Annotated in this window: 20 protein-coding genes; 10 read left to right on the top strand and 10 right to left on the bottom strand. The window is 64.6% G+C overall.

Annotated elements, in window-relative coordinates; genetic code table 11:
* Positions 1–11: 11 nt before the first annotated feature.
* From XM53_RS19805 to XM53_RS24085, 6 genes are all read right to left on the bottom strand, one after another.
* Positions 12–1,253, bottom strand: coding sequence for an AAA family ATPase (locus tag XM53_RS19805; RefSeq protein WP_057796519.1), 1,242 nt, complete (start codon positions 1,251–1,253; stop codon positions 12–14).
* Between the two features lie 249 nt (positions 1,254–1,502).
* A complete protein-coding gene (locus XM53_RS19800) occupies positions 1,503–2,168 on the bottom strand; it encodes an OmpA family protein (protein WP_057796517.1) in 666 nt (221 codons plus the stop codon).
* A gap of 14 nt (positions 2,169–2,182) precedes the next feature.
* Positions 2,183–3,604 carry a type II and III secretion system protein family protein gene (locus XM53_RS19795; RefSeq protein WP_057796515.1) on the bottom strand — a complete coding sequence of 474 codons (1,422 nt, stop codon included), beginning with the start codon at positions 3,602–3,604 and terminating at the stop codon, positions 2,183–2,185.
* 199 nt (positions 3,605–3,803) lie between these two features.
* The gene (gene cpaB, locus XM53_RS19790; protein WP_057796513.1) at positions 3,804–4,676 is read right to left on the bottom strand and encodes a Flp pilus assembly protein CpaB; all 873 of its coding nucleotides are present in this window, start codon (positions 4,674–4,676) and stop codon (positions 3,804–3,806) included.
* A gap of 220 nt (positions 4,677–4,896) precedes the next feature.
* Positions 4,897–5,085, bottom strand: coding sequence for a hypothetical protein (locus XM53_RS19785; protein ID WP_057796557.1), 189 nt, complete (start codon positions 5,083–5,085; stop codon positions 4,897–4,899).
* Positions 5,086–5,288: 203 nt separating this feature from the next.
* The gene (locus tag XM53_RS24085; protein WP_057796511.1) at positions 5,289–5,477 is read right to left on the bottom strand and encodes a Flp family type IVb pilin; all 189 of its coding nucleotides are present in this window, start codon (positions 5,475–5,477) and stop codon (positions 5,289–5,291) included.
* A 359-nt stretch (positions 5,478–5,836) separates the two neighbouring features.
* Between XM53_RS24085 and XM53_RS19775 the strand changes: the two genes are divergently transcribed.
* Complete coding sequence (locus XM53_RS19775) at positions 5,837–6,673, top strand: lytic transglycosylase domain-containing protein (protein WP_057796509.1); 837 nt, start codon at positions 5,837–5,839, stop codon at positions 6,671–6,673.
* 10 nt (positions 6,674–6,683) lie between these two features.
* Here XM53_RS19775 and topA read toward each other — a convergent pair whose 3' ends face one another.
* From topA to tldD, 4 genes are all read right to left on the bottom strand, one after another.
* The gene (gene topA / locus XM53_RS19770) at positions 6,684–9,203 is read right to left on the bottom strand and encodes a type I DNA topoisomerase (protein ID WP_057796507.1); all 2,520 of its coding nucleotides are present in this window, start codon (positions 9,201–9,203) and stop codon (positions 6,684–6,686) included.
* Between the two features lie 125 nt (positions 9,204–9,328).
* On the bottom strand, positions 9,329–10,471 hold the full coding sequence (gene dprA / locus XM53_RS19765; RefSeq protein ID WP_082631144.1) for a DNA-processing protein DprA: 1,143 nt from the start codon (positions 10,469–10,471) through the stop codon (positions 9,329–9,331).
* 167 nt (positions 10,472–10,638) lie between these two features.
* Positions 10,639–11,457, bottom strand: coding sequence for a class I SAM-dependent methyltransferase (locus XM53_RS19760; protein WP_057796503.1), 819 nt, complete (start codon positions 11,455–11,457; stop codon positions 10,639–10,641).
* Positions 11,458–11,728: 271 nt separating this feature from the next.
* Complete coding sequence (tldD, locus tag XM53_RS19755; protein WP_057796501.1) at positions 11,729–13,156, bottom strand: metalloprotease TldD; 1,428 nt, start codon at positions 13,154–13,156, stop codon at positions 11,729–11,731.
* Positions 13,157–13,350: 194 nt separating this feature from the next.
* On the opposite strand from tldD, the gene coxB reads away from it, so the two are divergent.
* From coxB to XM53_RS19710, 9 genes are all read left to right on the top strand, one after another.
* Positions 13,351–14,250: a cytochrome c oxidase subunit II gene (gene coxB, locus XM53_RS19750; RefSeq protein WP_057796499.1), complete on the top strand. Its 900-nt coding sequence runs from the start codon at positions 13,351–13,353 to the stop codon at positions 14,248–14,250.
* An 85-nt stretch (positions 14,251–14,335) separates the two neighbouring features.
* Positions 14,336–15,283, top strand: a complete 948-nt coding sequence (cyoE, locus tag XM53_RS19745; protein WP_057796497.1) for a heme o synthase — start codon at positions 14,336–14,338, stop codon at positions 15,281–15,283.
* A gap of 3 nt (positions 15,284–15,286) precedes the next feature.
* Positions 15,287–15,445: a hypothetical protein gene (locus XM53_RS23600; protein WP_057796495.1), complete on the top strand. Its 159-nt coding sequence runs from the start codon at positions 15,287–15,289 to the stop codon at positions 15,443–15,445.
* On the top strand, positions 15,445–16,032 hold the full coding sequence (locus XM53_RS19735) for a cytochrome c oxidase assembly protein (protein ID WP_057796493.1): 588 nt from the start codon (positions 15,445–15,447) through the stop codon (positions 16,030–16,032). Before XM53_RS23600 ends, XM53_RS19735 begins: the two co-directional genes overlap by 1 nt.
* 26 nt (positions 16,033–16,058) lie before the next feature.
* Complete coding sequence (locus XM53_RS19730; RefSeq protein WP_057796491.1) at positions 16,059–16,859, top strand: cytochrome c oxidase subunit 3; 801 nt, start codon at positions 16,059–16,061, stop codon at positions 16,857–16,859.
* 102 nt (positions 16,860–16,961) lie between these two features.
* On the top strand, positions 16,962–17,651 hold the full coding sequence (locus XM53_RS19725; RefSeq protein WP_057796555.1) for an SURF1 family protein: 690 nt from the start codon (positions 16,962–16,964) through the stop codon (positions 17,649–17,651).
* Positions 17,648–19,036, top strand: a complete 1,389-nt coding sequence (gene thrC / locus XM53_RS19720; RefSeq protein ID WP_057796489.1) for a threonine synthase — start codon at positions 17,648–17,650, stop codon at positions 19,034–19,036. The genes XM53_RS19725 and thrC overlap by 4 nt, the downstream gene beginning before the upstream one ends.
* Complete coding sequence (locus XM53_RS19715; RefSeq protein ID WP_057796487.1) at positions 19,033–20,295, top strand: M16 family metallopeptidase; 1,263 nt, start codon at positions 19,033–19,035, stop codon at positions 20,293–20,295. The genes thrC and XM53_RS19715 overlap by 4 nt, the downstream gene beginning before the upstream one ends.
* Positions 20,295–20,879, top strand: coding sequence for a GNAT family N-acetyltransferase (locus XM53_RS19710; RefSeq protein WP_057796485.1), 585 nt, complete (start codon positions 20,295–20,297; stop codon positions 20,877–20,879). Before XM53_RS19715 ends, XM53_RS19710 begins: the two co-directional genes overlap by 1 nt.
* Positions 20,880–20,895 lie beyond the last annotated feature (16 nt).

The following is a 20,895-nucleotide window of genomic DNA, read 5'->3' as shown; positions in this document are numbered from 1 at the left end:
TGGGGATTCCTTTATGCGGCCTGCTCGGCGTCGCTTTGGCCAAGCGCGTGCAGCGAGGCGGCCAGCTTGGCGATTTCCTTGCGCAGCGGGTTCTTGGCGGCGGCACTGGCCAGTGGGGTGCCGTGATCGCCGGCCTGCATCACCGGCTTGCCGCCGTCGGGCAGCTGTACCTCGATGCTGATTTCCAGGCTTTCGGCCAGACGCTTGACGCGGCTCTTGCCGTTCAGGTCGGTGAATTTCGGCGCCCGGTTCAGGCAGAAGCGCAGCTTTTCGATCGGCAGATCCTCGGAGCGCAGGGCGCGTTTCAGGCGCAGCGCGTTCTGGGCGGAGCGCATGTCAAGCTCCAGCGTGGTGAAGTAGATCTGCGCGGAATGCAGCACTGTTTCGGTCCACTGGACCAGGGTGCTGGGCATGTCGACGATGACATAGTCGAACTTGGCGCGGGCCAGATCGAGCACGCGCTGCACGTCCTCGGACGTGATCATGTCGAGCGGCAGGATGTCGGTGGGCGCGGTCAGAACCCAAAGCTTGTCTTCGAAGGGCACCAGCGCCTGCTTGAAGATATCCTCGTCCATCGAGTCGGTGTCGGCCCACATCTCATAGACCACATCCTTGCGCGGCAGGTCGAGATAGGTGGCGACCGATCCGGTTTGCAGGCCGAGGTCCAGAATACAGACACGCGGGGCGTCGTTCTTGGAGACAGAGGCCAGCTCCCAGGCCAGGTTCACCGCAAGGGTGGTGGCGCCGGTGCCGCCGGCCAGCCCCTGGACGGCCAGAAGCACGCCGTCGCCCGCGCGGCTTGTATCACCGAACGGGGCGGCGGCGGTGGCCGCAGGCGCGGCGGCCTCGGTGCGGTGCAGGCGGTCGATTGCGGCTTGCAGCTCGTTCTCGGGCAGGGGGTAGGGGACGAATTCATCCGCGCCCTGGCGCAGAAGCTGGTGCAGGGACGCGGGGCTGACATCCTCGGCAATCAGGATCACCTTGATCCCGCGCGCCTTGGCCATGGTAATGATCTCGCTGAGCAGGCCGATCTCGTCCTCGTCGCTGGCGTCGATGGCCAGCGCCACGAATTCAAGACCGTCGGCCTCGGGCTGGTTGAAAAAGGCCAGCGCCTCGGCAAAGCCGAGATCGCCCCAGGCCTCGCCCAGGGCGGTTTCCATGTCCTCGATCAACAGGTCGAAATCCTGGACGTCGCGGCTGATGGTGCAGGCCGTGATCGGGCTGGATTCGGGTTGTTTTTGCACACTACTCATCTCTGGTCGGCCCCATGTTTGTTGCGACGTCTGAGCGTCGGAAACCGTTATTTTTAACGCAATCGGGCCACGCGCATACACGCGAGGGACCCATTGCCATGCTCAGAAACTGCTGGAAAATCTTGGCGATAATGGGGCCAAAAGATCGTAATTGTGCGATATCTCGCGACAAAAAAAACCCGCCCAACATATTGTTTCGGGCGGGTTCTTGAGGTGGCCCGGCCTGTGGCCGGACAGGGAGAATTCAGATCATTCCTCGCTGCCGCCGGTGACGTCACCGCCTTCTTCGACCATGATCAGGGTCGAGCGCGGTTCGGCGCTTTCGATATATTCGCGGTAAACCACTTCGGCATATTTGCCGTCCATCACGATGGGATGCGATGCGACAAAGCCCGTCACCTCGGTCACGGTGCGGCGGTTGCGGCGCTCGCGGCCCTGGGTGACGACCAGCGGCTGGGTTTCGCCGAAGGACACGACGGCCTCGAGCCGGCCGCGGCTGATACCCTGGGCCACCAGATAGTTGACCACGGCGTTGGCGCGCTGTTGTCCGAGGCTCTTGTTGTAGCCGGCGGACCCGACAAGGTCGGTGTGGCCGTAGACCCGGAAACGGACCTCGGGGAACTGCTTGATCCAGCGGGCCTGTTCGTTCAGCGTGTCGCGCGCGCCGGCATCCAGCTGGGCGCTGTTGAAGGCGAAGTTGACCGTGCTCAGCACCTCGTTCGAGAAGCGGTTGGCCAGGTCGTAGACATAGCCTTTCTCGCCGCGCATCACCAACTGGTTGTGGACGGTGGCGTTGCCGAAATTGCCGCCATCCACCAATCCGCCCGCTTCGCCGAAGTAGGACTTGTAGACCTGCCCCTGCTGCGAACACCCGGCAAGGGCGAGAACCGACGCTGTTATAAGGTATTTTTTCATGGCCTCGTCTCTCCTCAGTCCATCACGTAGCCGTAGGACCCGTTGAAATCCTGCCGGGCGACTTCGCCGGTTGCGCCGGGCGACTGGCGCACGTCCTTGGCGACGCGGCCGTTCAGGAACAGGTCTTTTTCCGTCGGCAGCTTGACCCGGTCGGTCGGCAGGGCCAGGACCGTGCCGCTGGTGGGGGTCACGAGATGCGCGGTGACGATGATCACCAGCTCGGTCTGGGCGCGTTCGTATTCCGCGCTGCGGAAAAGTGCGCCAAGGATCGGGATGTCACCCAGCCACGGGATCTGGCCCGCGCTGTCGCGGAAGTCGTCCTGAAGCAGGCCGGCGATGGCAAAGCTTTGTCCGTCGCGCATCACCACGGTGGTGGACGCGTCGCGACGGCGGAAGGCAGAGACGTTTAGCCCGTTCGTCGTGATCCCGTTGGCGGGATCGAGCGAGGAGACGGCGGCGGCCATTTCGAGGTTGATGACCTCGTCGTCCAGCACGCGCGGGGTGAAGTTAAGCTCGACGCCGAAGGGCTTGAACTCGATCGTCGTGGTGCCGTTCTCCTGGGCCACGGGGATGGGGAATTCGCCGCCTGCGAGGAACTTGGCCTCCTGCCCCGACAGGGCGGTCAGGTTGGGTTCCGCCAGAGTGCGCACGACGCCTTTTTCTTCCAAGGCTTCCAAAAGGATACCGACCTCGGTCGAGCCGATGTCGAAGCCGATGGCAAGCGCGCCGAAATTGTTCTGAACGGTCGGGATCGCGCCGGCCAGCGTGCCCAGAACGCCGCCTTGGGTGTTGGTGGTGCCCGAGCCGCCGATGAAGCCGGCGCTGCCCGCCGAGCGTGCATCCAGCGACAGCGAGGTGCCCAGGGCCTTTGAGACGGTGCGCTGCATCTCGGCAAAGCGGACCTTCAGCATTACCTGCTGCTTGCCCGAGACCGACATCAGGTTCGACACGCGTTCGGGCGCGTAACGGTTGGCCAGCTCCAGCGCGCGGTCCATCTTACCGGCGCTGCTGACCGTGCCCGAGAGGACGATGCCGTCATTGGCCGAGCGGACCTCGATCTTTTCGCCCGGCATGATCTGTTGCAGGCGTTCCTTGAACTCCGAGATATCGGGGCTGACATGCACCTCTACGTTGGTGATCAGCCGGCCCGTCGCATCCAGAAGGGTCAGGGTGGTGCGCCCCGGCGCCTTGCCCAGCACGTAAACGGTGCGGTCCGACAGCGTCGAAAAGTCCGCGATGGAGGGGTTGGCGATGCTCAGTTCCGCGAAGGGCACATCGCTTTCGATGACGACGGCCCGGTTCATCGGGATGCTGAGATCACGGTTCGCGCCCTTGCGGATCACGGTAATGTTGTCGGCCATTGCCATTTCGGCAACAGGGGAAAAAATGACAGCCAGCCCCAACAGGGCGGCCTTGAACACGCTCGAATTTTTCATGTGACCTGCCTTTCCGATCACGCCTCATTTGTCGGGTCTTTTCGCCCGGAATTGCGAGGACTGTGGGCCAATTCAAAATTTTTTTCAAGAATCAACCACTTTCGACGCGCTGTTGCTGTGGATTTTCGGGGACAGTTGCCCGAAAGAAACGAGGCGCCCTGTGGTGGGGGCGCCTCGGTAACACAATATGTTGTGTTGATCAGTTGGTGGTGCAGGGGATCGGTGTCGAGATCACCTCGCCGCCGCGGCGGGTCTTGATCGTGCAGATCTCTTCCTGGACCTTCGGCGCGGGGGCGGCGGCCTGTTCGATGCCCAGCAGCATGTTCTGGTCAACCTCGATGGCTTCGGCCACGGTTTCGTCGTCGGCGCCGACCAGCGACAGCGAAAGGCTGCCGGTGGATTGGGCCTGGGCCAGCGCCGCGACCTGCTGCGGCTTGATGGCCACGGTGACGGTGCGGGCGATGATCGCCTCGGTGGTGTCGCCGTTGGCGACCTGGTCGACCGCGATCAGGCGGACGCCGGTTTCGATCAGCTTGGTCACTTCGCTGCCGCCGCGGCGGCCGTCGATGCCATCGCCGGTGCCAACATTGCCGGTCCAGTAGATATCCACGCGGTCGCCGGGGCGCAGGAAGCCGGACACGCCGCTGGACACGTCCACCTCGATGGCGAAGGCGCGCATCCCGCGCTTGAGCTGCGAGGTGATGCCGGCATCTTCGCCCGGTCCGGTGACCTTGACGTCAAGGATCGCCTCCTTGGACTCCATCGTGCGCAGGACCGTGCGGGGTTCGTCCTCGCCCTCGGGGAAAAGCTCTTCCTCGGTGGAATAGGTGCCCTCGGGGAGCGACCCGGCGGGGTAGGCCACCAGCGACACGTGATCTTTCAGCAGGCGCTGGCCATATTCCAGCTTCTGCGTGGCCACGTAGACCTCGACCGTGTCGAAGGCGGGCGCGCTTTTGGCGCGTTCCTGTTCAAGCTGGGCCTGGTAGCCCTGGATGTAGTTCTTGGCCATGTAGACGGCGAAGCCCGCCAGCCCGAGGCCGAGAATGAGTACAAGTCCAAACACCAAACGCATGGCGTGTCCTTTCGAATGCAACTGCTCACTGACGCACTGATTGCGCCTTACCGTTCAGACCTACGAAGAAAATATGGCGAAATGATGGGGGCGGTGTGGTGCTTTGACGAAGGTCCGCGAGTATGCCGTCGGGCGTCTCTGGCGGTGCCAAACGCAGGCCGACGCCCGCACGGACAGGTCCGGGGCGCCGGTATGATCGGGGCGGGCGGAGTGGCCGGCTTTAGTTGCCGTTGTCCACCGTCTTGGTGCCGACGGCGGTCGACACGGTAGTCGAGGCGGTGGTGATGCCGTCTGTCATGGTGACGCCCAGGCCGCCAGCCAGGCCAACGGTGGCGGCGGTCAGAACGACCCAGTCAACCGTGACGGCGCCGTCTTCGCGCCGGAAGAAGTTCTTGATGAATTGGGTCATGTCCGAAATCTCGCTTTTCATGATGCTGATCCGAGCCTGGACCAGGATATTGGCCGGAATAAGGCCATATCGGTGTCATTGCGGGGAAAGCCGCGAAGGTGTCCGGCCTCGGGCGGTTGAACGATCCGGGGGATGCCCAGAAAGCCAAGAGGCCGCGGTCCCTTCGGATCGCGGCCTCTGGTTTGACGGAACGTGGCCGTCTATTAGTTGCCGTTGTCGACCGTCTTGGTGCTGACGCCGGTCGAGATCGAGCTGGCCAGCGAGTTCACGCCACCGGACACGGTGGAAACGCCGGCAACGCCCAGGCCCACGACAGCTGCGGTCAGCACGACCCAGTCAACAGTCACGGCACCTTCTTCGTCCTTGCGGAATTTTTTGATGAATTTGATCATGGTTGGTCCCTCCAAAGGATCAGTTTTACTCAGGTTACAACCGCTAGCAGGTGAGTGGGCCGCCTCTCTCTTTGGCCCGCTGCGTTGCGGTATGAGGAGCATATAGCCGTCCAAATCCGGCGAGATTTGGGCGGCATTTGAGCGTTTTTGGACCGCATTAACTTTTTCGCAAAGAATCCATCTAAGGCATTGATTCTGAACAAATAAAAAGGTTAAATTTTTTCGATCTTTTCCTTGCTGGATAGTTTCCGGTGCCTGGCGGCCCGGTTTGGCGTTCACGCACGCACTACAATTATAGGCAAATGGCGCGATTGGTGTCATACTGGCAAAAAATCAACCGAGGCAGAGCAGGCCCGACAATGCGATTCAATCGATTTCTCGCCCTTGGCGTGTGCCTGGCGTGTGCACTCCCCGTTCACGCCGGCGATCCGCCGCCCTTTCCCGAGTTCACCTTCAAGAAAGGCAAGCCACCCAAGAAAGGCGGCGGCAAGCTGATCACGGTGCAGATCGACCCCGAGGACCAGGCCCATCTGAAACCCACGGGCAAGTCCAAGGCGGGTGACGATGCCGGAGCCGACATTCCGGTGGTGCCGAGCGTCACCGCCGCCTATGGCTGGTTCTGGACGAAAGTGCCCACCGACGACACGGCCAGCGGGCCGGATCGGTTGCGCCTGGCGTTCGAGAGCCTGCGCGACGGGCCGGGCGGTGCGTCGGTCAAGGGGCCGCGGTTGCAGCACATGCAGGAGATCGCCCGCACCCACGGTGCCGACATCCTGCGCGCCACGATCGGGACCGAAGTGTCGCCGGCGCTGGTGCTGGCGGTGATCTCGGTCGAGTCGGGCGGGCGCACGGACGCGGTCAGCGGCGCGGGCGCGCAGGGGCTGATGCAGCTGATCCCGGCCACGGCGGAACGCTTCGGTGTCGCCGATTCGATGCAGGCGGGGCAGAATATCAACGGCGGGGTCGCCTATCTGGACTGGCTGATGAAGGAGTTCCGCGGCGACGCCGTGCTGGCGCTGGCGGGCTACAACGCGGGCGAGAACGCGGTGAAAAAGCACGCAGGCGTGCCGCCCTATGCCGAGACGCGGGATTACGTGCCCAAGGTGCTGGCGGCGTTCCAGGTGGCCAGCGGTCTGTGCAAGACGCGACCGGAACTGATTTCCGACGCGTGTGCGCTGACCCTGGCGTCGAACTAATTGCGAGGGCCTAGGCCTTCTTCTTGGCGCGGCCCTTACCTTTTTTCGAGGCTTTCTCGGCGATCAGCTCCACCGCCATGTCCATGGTCACGTTGGCCGGCTCCACGTCCTTGGGCAGAGTGGCGTTGACCTTGTCCCATTTCACGTAGGGCCCATAACGGCCTTCCATGACATTGACGGGTCCGCCGCCCTCGGGATGCTCGCCCAGTTCCTTGAGCGGTTTGGCGGCGGTGCGTCCCCGGCCACGACCCGGATTGGCGCGTTTCTCAGCCAGAAGTTCCACGGCGCGGTTCATGCCGATCTCGAACACGTCCGCAGGATCCTTGAGGTTCACGTAGACGGGTTTCGCCTCGTCCTCGGCCTGGTGCATGACGTAAGGCCCGAAACGGCCGAAGTTCGATTTCACCTCGCCGCCGTCGGGATGGGTCCCCACGATGCGCGGCAGGCTGAGGAGTGTCAGCGCCTTTTCCAGCGTCATCTCGTCCTTGTCCCAGCCCTTGGGCAGCGACGCGCGCGGCGGCTTCTTGTTGTCGGGCGTCGGTTCGCCGCGCTGCACATAGGGGCCGAAGCGGCCCGACTTGAGCCAGATCTCGTCACCCTGGTCCTCTCCCAGCAGGCGCTCGTCGCCCTCGGCGCCCTCGCCCGCGATGGGGCGGGTATAGGTGCATTCGGGATAGTTGCCGCAGCCGACGAAGCCGCCGGTGCGCGACGTCTTGAGGTGCAGACGCCCCTCGCCGCATTTTGGGCAGATGCGCGGATCGGAGCCGTCCTCGCGCGGGGGATAGAGTTGCGGGGCCAGAGCGTCGTCCAGCACATCCAGCACCTCGGCGATGCGCAGCTCCGACGCTTCCTCGATCGCGGAGTGGAAATCGCGCCAGAAATCCGCCAGCACCTTTTTGTAGTCGGCGTCGCCGGCCGAGATGACGTCCAGCTCTTCCTCGAGGTTGGCGGTGAATTCGTAGCCCACGTATTTGCGGAAGAAATTGAGCAGGAAAACGGTGACGATCCGGCCCTTGTCCTCGGGGATCAGGCGGTTCTTGTCCTTGCGGACATATTCACGCTCCTGGATGGTGGTGACGATGCTGGCATAGGTCGAAGGACGGCCGATGCCGAGCTCTTCCATCTGTTTGACCAGCGTCGCCTCGGTATAGCGGGGCGGCGGCTGGGTGAAATGCTGCTCGGGCGTGACGGATTTCTTGGCGGTCTTGTCACCCTCGGACATCTGCGGCAGGCGCTTGTCGTCGTCATCGACGACCACGTCGTCGCGGCCTTCCTCGTAGACGCGCAGGAACCCGTCGAAGAGCACGACCTGGCCCGTGGCGCGCAGGCCGACCTGGCCGTCCTTCGAGCCGATTTCGACCGTGGTGCGTTCAAGCCGCGCGCCTTCCATCTGGCAGGCCAGGGTGCGCTTCCAGATCAGGTCATAGAGCTTGCGCTGGTCCGGCTCGCTGAGTTTGAGGCTGTCGACGTCGCGCGTCATCTCGGTGGGGCGGATGCATTCGTGCGCTTCCTGCGCGTTCTTGGCCTTGTTCTTGTAGATGCGGGGGCTGGACGGCACGTAGTCCTTGCCGAAGCGTTCGCCGATGGCGTCGCGGGCGGCCTCGACGGCCTCGGGGGCCATGTCGATGCCGTCGGTCCGCATATAGGTAATGTGTCCCGCCTCATAGAGGCGCTGGGCCGCGCTCATGCATTGCCGTGCGCCCATGCCGAACTTGCGGCTGGCCTCCTGTTGCAGGGTCGAGGTCATGAAAGGCGGGCTGGGGTTGCGGCTGCCGGGCTTGGCCTCGACGCTTGTGACGGTGAGGTCGCGGCTTTGAACGGCCTGCTGGGCCATTTCGGCCTGCGTGGCGTTTTCCAGGTCGTACTTGTCGAGCTTGTCGCCGGCGAGGCTGACCAGACGGGCCTCGAATTCCTGGCCCCGGGGCGTGGTCAGAAGCGCCTTGACGCTCCAGTATTCGCGGGGATTGAACGCCTCGATCTCCATCTCGCGCTCGACAATGAGGCGCAGGCAGACCGATTGCACCCGGCCGGCGCTGCGTGCGCCGGGCAATTTGCGCCAGAGGACGGGCGACAGGTTGAAGCCCACGAGGTAATCGAGCGCACGACGGGCGAGATAGGCCTCGACCAGCGGGCCGTCCACGTCGCGCGGGTTCTGCATGGCCTCGGTGACGGCGGTCTTGGTGATGGCGTTGAAGACGACGCGCTTGACGTCGGTGTCCTTCTTGATGGCGCGGCGCTTGCGCAGGGCCTCTTCCAGGTGCCAGCTGATAGCCTCGCCCTCGCGGTCGGGGTCGGTGGCGAGGATCAACGAATTGTCGTCCTTCAGCGCGTCGGCGATGGCCTTGATGTGTTTCTTGCTGTCATTGCCGACCTCCCAGGTCATCTCGAAATCCTGGTCAGGATCGACCGAGCCGTTCTTGGCCGGAAGGTCGCGCACGTGGCCGTAGGAGGCCAACACGGTATAGTCCTTGCCCAGGTACTTGTTGATCGTCTTGGCCTTGGCCGGGGATTCGACAACAACGACTGGCATGAACACTCCTACGCTCTGAAAACGGGGGCGGACGACTCGGCCCGGCCCCATGGCGGCGCAACATGTGGTGTGTGCAGGGGGATTGTCAATGCAGCCCGACGCGGTGGCGCGCCGGCCGCGTTTCGTCAGCTGAGCGAGACAAGACCGCCGGGGTGGCGCCGGATCTTGCCGTCGACCTCCAGGTCGGTGAGTACCGGAGTGACCTGTGATGCGGGGGCGGCGAGGTCACGGATCAGCTGGTCCTCGGCCAGCGGAGAGGGGCCGAGACGGTCGAGAATATCGATGTGCAGCCGGGCGGTTTCCCTCAGGCTGCGTCTTTCGGGCGGCGATGCCAGCGGCAGGTCGGGCTGCGGCGTCGGGGCCGGTTCGGCGGGGGCGGGCAGGGCGGCCAGCACGTCGTCGGCGTTGCGCACCAGCGTCGCGCCGTCGCGAATGAGCATGTTGCAGCCTGCGGCGCGGGCATCGAAGGGATGGCCGGGCACCGCCAGCACGTCGCGGCCCTGGTCGAGCGCGGTGCGCGCGGTGATGAGCGAGCCGGACCTGGCCGCGGCCTCGACCACCACGACGGCCTGCACGAGGCCGCTGATGATGCGGTTGCGAGCCGGAAAGTGGCGCGCCTGCGGGACCGTGCCGATGGGCTGTTCCGAGAGGCGCAGGCCGGTGTGGGCGATATCCTCGGCCAGCTTGGTGTTCTCGGCGGGGTACATCACGTCGACGCCGCCGGCGACCACGGCAAGGGTGCCGGGGCCCAGAGCGGCCATATGCGCCGCCGTGTCGATGCCGCGCGCGAGGCCCGAAACCACCACATGCCCCTTTTCGGACAGTGCGCCGGCCAGCGCCTTGGCCATGCGCAGGCCCAGCGACGAGGCGTTGCGGGCGCCGACGAGCGCCACCATGGGACGGTGCAGCAGCTCTGCGCCGTCGCCGACGGCCCAGAGAAAGGGCGGCGCATCGGAGGTCTCGGCCAGAAGCGCGGGATAGTCGGGCGTGCCGATGAATATGAGCCTTGCGCCGAGGGCGGCCCCGGCCTTCAGCTCTGCCTCGGCCACACCAATAGGGCAGGGGGTGTATTTCTCGACCCCTGCCGCACGGGCGACCTCGGGCAACGCCTCGAGCGCGGCCTGGGCGCTGCCGTGTTCCTGCATCAGCCTGTGAAACGTCGCAGGGCCGACCCGGCGAGAGCGCAACAGACGAAGCCACGCGACCCGATCATCTTCCGTGGTGGGTGGGAGTTGGGGGTGAGTGGAAGGATGTAGTTCCTCGGGCATCGTGACTTCGCCTGGTTGCAGGATCATTGATACGCGCGGTTGGTTAATAGGCGGTAAACCAAACCCCTGCCGGTTGAAGTAATTTTGATTCCAGGCGTAACGGATTGGTTCTGATCAAGAAATTCTGCCGGCGGACTCGCTTTTGCAGGCAAATCCGCCTTTTGGTGTCAGGTCTTCAGCACGCCGGTCGCCATCCAGACCCGGTGCGGCACCTTCAGCGGGTCGTCGGGGAAGGCGCGCGCCAGCAGGGCGGCGAGGTCAGCGTCGAATCGCGCCGTGGCGTCTGCGTCGAGCGACGCGGCGACGCCCGCGCTGGCCCTGATGCGGCCGCGCCAGGCGGTGTGAGTGTAGGGCTGGAAGAGATCGAAGGACGCGGTTTCCAATGCGGTGAAGTCCGCCTGTGCCAGATCGGCCAACCACGCGGGATAGATGCCGGTGCCGCCCGCGCCCGCCCAGCGAGGGTTGTATTGCAGGATGAGCGCCTCGGTCGCCGCGACCACGTTGCCGGGCAGCGGCAGCCAGTCGAAATGGGCGATCACGGCCCGTCCGCCGGGGCGCAGGAGGCGCGAAACCTCTGCGGCGGCGGCGGGACGGTCGAACCAGTGCCAGCACTGGCCCGCCGTGACGAGATCGGCGGAAGCCGGGGGCAGGCCCGTCGCCTCGGCCGTGCCTGTTGTGTAGGTCACGTCGACGCCTGCCGCGCTGTCTAGCCTGCGGGCCTCGTCCAGAAGCGGCTGCGCGGGGTCGATGCCGGTGACTTTCAGCCCCCGCGCCGCCAGTCCGCGCGCGACTGTACCGGTGCCGCACCCAAGGTCGATGTCGGTCTGGCCGGGACCGGCCCAGCCGCGGTCCGTCAGAAGGTCGAAAAAGGCGGGCGGGAACCCCGCGCGATGGGTGGCATAGTCGCTGGCGGTGCGGCCGAAATCGACGTCATTGCCGAAGGCGCGGAGGGCGTCTGTGTCGAGGGTTTGAGTCGGGTCGGTCATGTGCTGTATTGATTGATAATGGTTTCCGCGCTGTTTGGAAGGGCGACCTCAGCAGAAACGTTCAGGCCTCGTCGCGCGATTGCCAGACCGCGGGGTGGCGACCCGCCGACCGTTCTGCGCGGTTTATGGCAGCCATATCCGCAAGGCCTCTGAGCGAAGCGCCAACGGCACCCAATCGCCAGCCCGGGGGGCGGTCTGGCGATCGCGCGGCGGCACGGCAGGGCCGCGCCTTGATTCCGCGCGAAAGAGCGTTGGCATGGGTTCTGCGGGCTCAACTCCCCGCCTGCGAGCCGCCCACGGTCAGACCGCCGATCATCACGGTGGGCTGGCCCACGCCCACGGGCACCCATTGCCCCTGCTTGCCGCAATTGCCCATGCCGGGGTCGAGCGCCATGTCGTTGCCGAGCACGCGGATCTGTTGCAGCGCCGTTGCCCCGTCGCCGATCAGCGTAGCGCCCTTGACCGGCGCGCCGATCTTGCCGTTCTTCACGCGGTAGGCCTCGGTGCAGGAAAAGACGAACTTGCCGTTGGTGATATCGACCTGACCGCCGCCGAAGCCCACGGCATAGATGCCGTCCTTGAGATCCGCCACGATCTCGTCCCGCGTGGCGTCGCCGCCCAGCATGTAGGTATTGGTCATGCGCGGCATCGGCGCGTGGGCATAGCTTTGGCGGCGGCCGTTGCCGGTGGCCTCGACCCCCATCAGGCGGGCGTTCTGGCGGTCCTGCATGTAGCCCACGAGGATGCCGTCCTCGATCAACACGTTCTTGCCCGAGGGCGTGCCCTCGTCATCGACGGTGATGCTGCCGCGCCGGTCGGGAATGGTGCCGTCGTCGAGAACCGTAACGCCGGGGGCAGCTATGCGCTGGCCCATGAGGCCAGCGAAGGCGGAACTGCCCTTGCGGTTGAAATCGCCTTCCAGCCCGTGGCCTATGGCCTCGTGCAGCAGGATGCCGGGCCAGCCGGGGCCGAGGACCACGTCCATCACGCCCGCGGGCGCGGCCTCGGCCTCGAGGTTGACCAGCGCCACGCGCAGCGCCTCGCGGGCCTTGGCCTGCCAGTCCTCGGGGGCGATGAGGCCGTCGAGCATGACGCGCCCGCCGCCGCCGACGCTGCCGGTTTCGCGGCGGCCGTCCTTTTCGACGATGACACTTATATTGAGGCGGGTCATGGGCCGGGTGTCGGAAACCTCGTGCCCGTCGGCGCGCAGGATCACGACCTCTTGCAACGAGGCGGCGATGGTGGCGGTGACCTGCACCACGCGGGGGTCCATATCGCGCAGGTAGGCGTCGATCTCGCGCAGGGTGTCGAGCTTGACGGGAAATTCATGCCCGGCAATGGGGTCGGCGTCGGAATAAAGCCGCTTGTTGGTGGGCGAAGGGGCGTCGGCCATCGTGCCGCCGCCATCGCCCACGGCAAGGCGTGCGGTTTCCACGGCGCGGCCCATGGCGGCCTCGGAAATCTCGGACGAGTGAGCATACCCCGCCACCTCGCCCCGCACGGCGCGCAGGCCGAACCCCTGTCCGGCGTCGTAGGAGGCGGTCTTGACCCGGCCATCGTCGAACACCAGCGATTCCGCGCGGCGACGTTCGAAGAAAAGCTCGCCATCGTCCGCGCCGGCCACAGCCTGGCGCAGTTTGCCGAGCGCCGCCTCGCGCTCGATCTCGGTCTCGAAGGGACGAAAAACGTCTGATGTCATCTGCCTGCTCCTGCTTGGGGCCGCTGAAACGCCAATATTTTAACGGTTTCAAAAGCGTCCGTTTGCCGCAACGCATTTCCTTGTACGCCCCGTCAGAATATTGTTATTTACGGCGCGAACAACGGGATTCCATGGCATTCGCCCTGGAACGTTCTGCTGAAGACAAAACCGAACTAACGGGATCAGGGTGCAACATGCGCAAATTCACCAGCTTTCTGGCGTCCGTGATGGCCGCCGCAACGGCGCTTCCGGCGATGGCACAGGACAATCTGGAAATCATCGGCAAGCCTGAACAGGGCGGCATTGGCTTTCAACCGGCTGCCACGGAACTGGCGCGCGACCTGCAATGGCTGGACGGCATGGTGCTGGTGATCATCACGGCGATCACCATTTTCGTCTGCGGCCTGCTGGGCTATTGCATCGTGCGCTACAATGCGAAAGCCAACCCGAAACCGGCAAGCTTTACCCACAACTCGCCCATCGAGGTGGCGTGGACCGTTGTGCCGATCGTGATCCTGGTCTTCATCGCGGCGTTCTCGCTGCCGGTGCTGTTCAAGCAGCAGGAAATCCCCGAAGGCGACGTGAATATCAAGGTCACCGGGTACCAGTGGTACTGGGGCTATGAATACATGGATCATGACTTTGCCTTCGACAGCTACATGATCGGCGCACCGGCAACGGGCGGCGACAACCGCCTGACCGACGACGTGCGCGCGCAACTGGAAGAGGCCGGGTATTCGGAGGACGAGTTCCTGCTGGCGACCGACACCGCCGTCGTCGTGCCCGTGGGCCAGACCGTCGTGATGCAGGTCACCGGCGCGGACGTGATCCACAGCTGGACCATTCCCGCCTTCGGCGTGAAGCAGGACGCCGTTCCGGGCCGGATCGCGCAACTGTGGTTCACCGCCGAGAAGGAAGGCGTCTATTTCGGCCAGTGTTCCGAGCTGTGCGGCCAGGCACACGCCTATATGCCGATCACGGTCAAGGTCGTCAGCCAGGAAGAATACGACGCGTGGCTGGAAGGTGCGATCGAGGAATACGCCGGCGACCCGTCGACGCTGCCCAACCGGGTGAAGCTGGCCGCCGCCGAGTAAAGACAGCCGGGGTGCGCAGCACGCGCGCCCCATGCCATCCCCCGCAGGATGCGCCCCCGGGCGCATCCCGTGTTTCGGAGACGACATGAGCGACGCAAGTCTCAGCACCACCAAGGTACAGGGCTTTGAGGACGAGGCCACCTTCGGCGATTTCTTCGCGCTGCTGAAGCCGCGCGTGATGACGCTGGTGGTATTCACCGCCTTTGTCGGCCTGATCGCCGCGCCAGTCTCCGTACACCCGGTTGTCGGCTTTGCCGCGATCCTGTTCATCGCCGTGGGCGGCGGCGCGTCGGGCGCGCTGAACATGTGGTGGGATGCCGACATGGACGCGGTGATGAAACGCACCGCCAAGCGGCCCATCCCGGCAGGCAAAGTGACGCGGGACGAGGCGTTCGCCTTCGGCATGGCGCTGTCGGGCTTCTCGGTCGTGATGCTAGGGCTGGCGACGAACCTTCTGGCCGCGGGCCTGCTGGCCTTTACGATTTTCTTTTATGTCGTGATCTACACCATGTGGCTGAAACGCTGGACGCCGCAGAATATCGTGATCGGTGGCGCGGCCGGCGCCTTCCCCCCGATGATCGGCTGGGCCGCCGCGACGGGCTCGGTTTCGATCGAGGCGGTGCTGATGTTCTGCCTGACCTTCATGTGGACGCCGCCGCATTTCTGGGCCTTGGCGCTGTTCACCAAGATGGATTACGACAACGCGCAGGTGCCGATGCTGACCGTGACCCACGGCCGCCGGTCGACCCGGGTGCACATCCTTGTCTACACCGTGCTGTTGGCGGCACTGGCCATCGGGCTGGGCTTTACCAGCGTGGGCGGTCCGCTTTACCTGGCGGTCGCCGTGGTGCTGAACCTCAATTTCCTGAAAGGCGCGGTGGACATCGTGCGTCGCGACGAGACGGCGGCGGAGGCCGACAAATACCTGGCCGAGCGCAAGTTCTTCAAGGCGTCGCTGCTGTACCTGTTCGCGCATTTCGGCGCGATTGCCGCCGAGGCGCTGCTGGCGCCCTACGGCCTGGGAGGGTGGTGAGCCATGTCGCTGTCGCGCCAACATGAAATGCACAAGCGCCGCTTTTCGCGCAACCTGGGCCTTGGTCTGGTGCTGGTCGCGTTTGTGGCACTGGTCTTCGGGCTGACCATTGCCAAGGTGTCTGACGACGATTTCGCGGTGACGACCGAGGAGGCAAGCTGATGGCGATGGACCAAAACACCAAGACGGTGATGCGGCTGGTGGCCGTGGGTGTCACGATGGGCGCGCTGGCCTGGGCGTCGGTGCCGCTTTACGATTGGTTCTGCCGGGTTACGGGTTACGGCGGCGAGACCAACGTGGCCGATCTGGGTTCGGACGAGATTTTGGACCGCACGATCAAGGTTCGGTTCGACGCCAGCAACGAGCGCGGCTTTCCGTGGGAGTTCAAACCGGTGCAGCGCGAGATGGAGATTCGCATCGGAGAGACCGGTCTGGCTTTCTACGAGGCCTACAACCCCACCGACAAGCCGGTCGCGGGATCTGCCAGCTATAACGTCACACCCTTCGAGGCGGGCGGGTTTTTCACCAAGATCGACTGCTTCTGCTTTGAACAGCAGGTGTTGCAGCCGGGCGAGCGTGTGCAGATGCCGGTGACGTTTTTCGTCGATCCCGAGATTGTCGACGACCGCGATGCGAAGTACACCAAGACCATCACACTGGGCTATACGTTCTACGAGATCGAGTTGCCCGAAGACGAAACGCAGGCCGCGCTCGACAAGGGCGAGACACCTGATAATACCGTGAACTAAGAGCCACCGACGAGGGACCAAGCCAGATGGCACATGAAAAAAATCACGATTACCACATTCTGAACCCCTCAATCTGGCCCCTGCTGGGCGCATTGGCCGGGTTCGTCATGCTGTTCGGCGCCGTTCTCTTTTTCCACGGCAGCGGACCCTGGATGCTGCTGGCCGGCTTCGTGGGCGTCGCCTATGTGATGTTCGGCTGGTGGGCCGACACGATCAAGGAAAGCCAGGCGGGCGACCATACACCGGTGGTGCGGATCGGGCTGCGCTATGGCTTCATCATGTTCATCATGTCCGAGGTCATGTTCTTTGCCGCCTGGTTTTGGAGTTTCTTCAAGCACGCCATCTATCCGATGGGCGAGATGTCCCCCATTACCGATGGCGTCTGGCCGCCGGCGGGGATCGAGACGTTCGACCCCTGGCACCTGCCGCTGATCAACACGCTGATCCTGCTGTGTTCGGGCATGGCCGCGACTTGGGCGCACCACGCGCTGGTGCACGAGAACAACCGCGACGACGTCAAGTGGGGCCTGACCATCGCCATCGCCCTGGGGGTGATCTTTACCGGGTTGCAGGCCTATGAATACAGTCACGCGGCTTTCGGATTCTCCGGCAACATCTATGGCGCGAACTTCTTCATGGCGACCGGCTTTCACGGGGCGCACGTGGTGATCGGCACGATCTTCCTGTTCGTCTGCCTGATGCGGGTGATGCGGGGGCACTTTACCCCCGAAAAACACATCGGGTTCGAGGCCGCCGCCTGGTACTGGCACTTCGTCGACGTGGTGTGGCTGTTCCTTTTCGCCGCGGTCTATATCTGGGGCGGCTGAAGAATTTTCGTACGAAAATTCTCTGCCTCCGGCGGGGATATTTGAAGCCAGAGGAAGATGCGGAGGGGGTTCCTTCCGCATTTTCGCGTCAGATGGGGCATCATGCAGAGAAACCTGGTACTTCCGCTGATCTTCGGGCTGGCCGGTGCCGCCGTGCTGATCTGGCTGGGCGTGTGGCAGATGCAGCGGCTGGAGTGGAAGGAAGGCATCCTGGCGCAGATCGAGACGCGCATCGCGGCCGCGCCGGTGGCCCTGCCGGAAAGTTTCGATCCTGAAGCCGACAAGTATCTGCCGGTTGAGGTGAGCGGTCAATTCCAAGACGGTGCGTTGCGGGTGCTGGTCAGCCGCAAGCAGGTGGGCGCGGGATATCTGGTGATCTCGCCCTTCGAGACCGAAGGGGGGCGGCGCATTCTGGTGGATCGCGGGTTCATCCGGCAAGGCGAGACGCTGGAGGCGGCGCCGGAAGGCGTGCTGACGGTCACCGGGAACCTGCACTGGCCCGACGATCGCAACAGCTCGACTCCTGAAAACGATGTGGATGGCAACACGTGGTTCGCCCGCGACCTGGGCCAGATGGCCGAGGTTCTGGACACCGAGCCGGTGCTGCTGGTGGCGCGCACCCTGTCGCAACCCGAGGAGGCAGTGACGCCCTTGCCGGTGGACACGGGCCACATTCCGAACGATCACTTGCAATATGCGATCACGTGGTTCTCGCTGGCGGCCATCTGGCTGGGCATGACCGCGTTCTATATCTTCCGCGGCCGCGGCGTCGCAAAAGGACTGGACCGATGAAATACATCTCGACCCGGGGCAACGCGCCCGTCTTGAGTTTCGAGGAAGCCATGCTGACCGGGCTGGCGCGGGACGGTGGGTTGTACCTGCCCGAGAGCATTCCGACGCTGACTGCGGACGACATCAAGGCGCTGCACGGGGTGTCTTACGAGGAGGCGGCGTTTCGCATCATGCGCCCCTTCATCGGCGACGCCTTCACCGATGACGAATTCCGCACGATCATCGCCAGGACCTATGCCGGGTTTGGCCACGCCGCGCGCGCACCGCTGAAGCAACTTGATGCCGGGCACTTCCTGCTGGAGTTGTTCCACGGCCCGACGCTTGCCTTCAAGGATTTCGCGATGCAGTTGATCGGCCAGCTGTTCGAGGCATCGCTGAAACGCTCCGGCGACCGGGTGTGCATCGTGGGCGCCACCTCGGGCGACACGGGCTCGGCGGCGATCGAGGCGTTCCGGGGGCTGGACAAGGTGGATGTCTTCATCCTCTACCCCCATGGCCGCGTCAGCGAGGTGCAGCGGCGGCAGATGACCACGCCTGTCGAGGACAACGTGCATGCCATCGCCCTCGACGGCGATTTCGACGCCTGCCAGGCGCGGGTGAAGGACATGTTCAACGATTTCGAGTTCCGCGATGCGGTGGGCCTGGCCGGCGTGAACTCGATCAACTGGGCGCGGGTGCTGGCGCAGGTGGTGTATTACTTCACCGCCGCCGTGTCGCTGGGCGCGCCGGAGCGCAAGGTCAGTTTCACCGTGCCCACCGGTAATTTCGGGGACATCTTCGCAGGCTACATTGCCAAGCGCATGGGCCTGCCCATCGACTGGCTGATTGTGGCCACCAACCAGAACGACATCTTGCACCGCTGCCTGACGACATCCGAGTACAAGCCCGACGGTGTGATCCCGTCGATCAGCCCGTCGATGGATATCCAGGTCAGTTCCAACTTCGAGCGGGCGCTTTACTATGCCTATGATCAGGACGGCGCGGCGGTGGCGCAGTTGATGGACGAGTTGAAGGCGGGCGGCTTTTCGGTCAGCCAGGGCGCGCTGGAGGCGCTGCGGGAGAGTTTCGCCTCGGGCCGCTGCGACGAGGACGAGACCCGCGCCACGATTCTTGAGACATGGAACGCCGCCGGGGAACTTCTGTGCCCGCATTCCGCCGTGGGCGTGAAGGTCGCCGAAGAGATGCGCGACGCGGCCACCCCGATGATCACGCTGGCGACCGCCCATCCGGCGAAGTTTCCGGCCGCGGTGGAAAAGGCCAGCGGCCAACATCCCCCCTTGCCCGACCGCATGGCCGACCTGTATGAGCGGTCGGAACGCGTGACACGGGTCGAGAACGACCTTGCCGCCATCGAAACCCTCATCAAGGACCGCATCCCGAATTGACCGTCAATCTGACCACTCTCGACAACGGATTTCGCATCGTCACCGAACACATGCCGGGCCTGCAATCGGCGGCCATCGGCGTGTGGGTTCTGGCCGGCGCCCGGCACGAGGACGCAGCCCAGAACGGCATCGCGCATTTTCTCGAACACATGGCTTTCAAGGGCACCAAGCGGCGCAACGCGCTTGAGATTGCCGAGGCGATCGAGGATGTGGGCGGCTATATCAACGCCTACACCAGCCGCGAAGTGACGGCCTATTACGCCCGCGTGCTGGCCGACGACGTGCCGCTGGCGCTGGACGTGGTGGCCGATATCCTGCGCAACCCGGTCTTCGACGCGCGCGAGATCGAGGTCGAGCGCGGCGTGATCCTGCAGGAGATCGGGCAGGCGCTGGATACGCCCGACGACATCATCTTCGACTGGTTGCAGGAACAGGCCTATCCCAATCACCCGCTGGGCCGCACGATCCTGGGCCCCGAGGACCGGGTGCGCAGCTTTTCGCGCGATGACCTGACGCGGTTCGTCGATCAGCGCTATCGCCCCGGGCAGATGATCCTGTCCGCCGCCGGGGCCGTGGATCACGACGCGCTGGTGAAGCTGGCCGAAGAGGCGTTCGGCGACATGCAGCCCTCGAACACCATCGCGCCGCCCGCCGCCAAGTTCACCGGGGGCGAGACGCGTACCGTGCGCACGCTGGAGCAGGCGCATTTCGCCATGGCGTTCGAGAGCTCGAACTATTCCAGCCCCGACATTCATACCGCGCAGATCTACGCCTCGGCGCTGGGCGGCTCGATGTCGTCGCGGCTGTTCCAGGAGATCCGCGAGCGGCGGGGGCTGTGCTATACGATCTTCGCGCAGGCCGGTGCCTATGCGGATACCGGGATGCTGACGATCTATGCCGGCACCTCGGCCGAGGAGATGGAAAGCCTTGGGCGGCTGACGGTGGACGAGATGAAGCGCGCCGCCGAGGATTTCAGCCAGGCCGAGCTGGACCGGGCGCGGGCGCAGATGAAGGCGGGCCTGCTGATGGGGCTGGAAAGCCCGTCGAGCCGGGCCGAACGCTCGGCCCGGATGATGCAGATCTGGGGCCGGGTGCCGGACCTTGAGGAAGTGGTGGAGCGGATCGACGCGGTCACGCTGACCGACCTGCGCAGCCATGCCGAGGTGATCGCGACGCAAGCGCCTGCCGCGCTGGCGCTGTACGGCCCTGTCAGCCATGCACCGTCTTTGCAGACCTTGCAGGAAAGGCGCGCGGCCTGATGTTCCTGCCGCGCCGGAAGATCCGGATCGAGACGGAGCGCCTGACATTGCGTCAGCCCGTTTTGACGGACTTCCGCGACTGGTCGTCCTTACGCGAAAGCAGTGCCGATTTCCTGACCCCGTGGGAGCCGCAATGGGCCGCCGACCACCTGTCGCGCAAGGGGTTCGCCAACCGGGTCTACTGGTCGCAGCGGTCGATTGCGTCGGGCTCGGCGGTGCCGTTGTTCCTGTTCCGGCGCGAGGGTGACAAACTGGTGGGGGCGATCACGCTGGACAATATCCGGCGCGGCCCGGCGCAGGCGGGCACGCTGGGCTATTGGACCGGCCAGCCGTATGCGCGCAAGGGATACATGCGCGAAGCTTTGCAGGCGATGTCGCATTACGCGTTCGAACGGCTGGACCTGTCGCGGCTGGAGGCGGCTTGCCTGCCCGAGAACGCGCCGTCGCGGCGGCTGCTGGAAAGCTGCGGGTTCAAGTACGAGGGCGTGGCGCAGAGTTACCTGCAAATCGCAGGGCGCTGGCGGACGCATGTTCTGTACGCATCGCTGCGCGGGGATCGGCGCGGCCGGACGGATGTAGGGTAAACCGTTCGGCCTTTTG

It is taken from the genome of Roseovarius atlanticus, assembly GCF_001441615.1.
Taxonomy (GTDB): domain Bacteria; phylum Pseudomonadota; class Alphaproteobacteria; order Rhodobacterales; family Rhodobacteraceae; genus Roseovarius; species Roseovarius atlanticus.
This window is presented reverse-complemented; position numbering and strand designations above follow the sequence as displayed.

Excerpts from the sequence above, each read along its gene's own strand:
- XM53_RS19735 (WP_057796493.1), top strand. The coding sequence starts at position 15,445 with ATGGCGATGGACCAAAACACCAAGACGGTGATGCGGCTGGTGGCCGTG.
- XM53_RS19805 (WP_057796519.1), bottom strand. The coding sequence starts at position 1,253 with ATGAGTAGTGTGCAAAAACAACCCGAATCCAGCCCGATCACGGCCTGC.
- XM53_RS24085 (WP_057796511.1), bottom strand. The coding sequence starts at position 5,477 with ATGATCAAATTCATCAAAAAATTCCGCAAGGACGAAGAAGGTGCCGTG.
- tldD (WP_057796501.1), bottom strand. The coding sequence starts at position 13,156 with ATGACATCAGACGTTTTTCGTCCCTTCGAGACCGAGATCGAGCGCGAG.
- thrC (WP_057796489.1), top strand. The coding sequence starts at position 17,648 with ATGAAATACATCTCGACCCGGGGCAACGCGCCCGTCTTGAGTTTCGAG.
- XM53_RS19785 (WP_057796557.1), bottom strand. The coding sequence starts at position 5,085 with ATGACCCAATTCATCAAGAACTTCTTCCGGCGCGAAGACGGCGCCGTC.
- XM53_RS19730 (WP_057796491.1), top strand. The coding sequence starts at position 16,059 with ATGGCACATGAAAAAAATCACGATTACCACATTCTGAACCCCTCAATC.
- cyoE (WP_057796497.1), top strand. The coding sequence starts at position 14,336 with ATGAGCGACGCAAGTCTCAGCACCACCAAGGTACAGGGCTTTGAGGAC.
- topA (WP_057796507.1), bottom strand. The coding sequence starts at position 9,203 with ATGCCAGTCGTTGTTGTCGAATCCCCGGCCAAGGCCAAGACGATCAAC.
- coxB (WP_057796499.1), top strand. The coding sequence starts at position 13,351 with ATGCGCAAATTCACCAGCTTTCTGGCGTCCGTGATGGCCGCCGCAACG.
- XM53_RS19795 (WP_057796515.1), bottom strand. The coding sequence starts at position 3,604 with ATGAAAAATTCGAGCGTGTTCAAGGCCGCCCTGTTGGGGCTGGCTGTC.
- cpaB (WP_057796513.1), bottom strand. The coding sequence starts at position 4,676 with ATGCGTTTGGTGTTTGGACTTGTACTCATTCTCGGCCTCGGGCTGGCG.
- XM53_RS19775 (WP_057796509.1), top strand. The coding sequence starts at position 5,837 with ATGCGATTCAATCGATTTCTCGCCCTTGGCGTGTGCCTGGCGTGTGCA.
- XM53_RS23600 (WP_057796495.1), top strand. The coding sequence starts at position 15,287 with ATGTCGCTGTCGCGCCAACATGAAATGCACAAGCGCCGCTTTTCGCGC.
- XM53_RS19710 (WP_057796485.1), top strand. The coding sequence starts at position 20,295 with ATGTTCCTGCCGCGCCGGAAGATCCGGATCGAGACGGAGCGCCTGACA.
- dprA (WP_082631144.1), bottom strand. The coding sequence starts at position 10,471 with ATGCCCGAGGAACTACATCCTTCCACTCACCCCCAACTCCCACCCACC.
- XM53_RS19760 (WP_057796503.1), bottom strand. The coding sequence starts at position 11,457 with ATGACCGACCCGACTCAAACCCTCGACACAGACGCCCTCCGCGCCTTC.
- XM53_RS19725 (WP_057796555.1), top strand. The coding sequence starts at position 16,962 with ATGCAGAGAAACCTGGTACTTCCGCTGATCTTCGGGCTGGCCGGTGCC.
- XM53_RS19800 (WP_057796517.1), bottom strand. The coding sequence starts at position 2,168 with ATGAAAAAATACCTTATAACAGCGTCGGTTCTCGCCCTTGCCGGGTGT.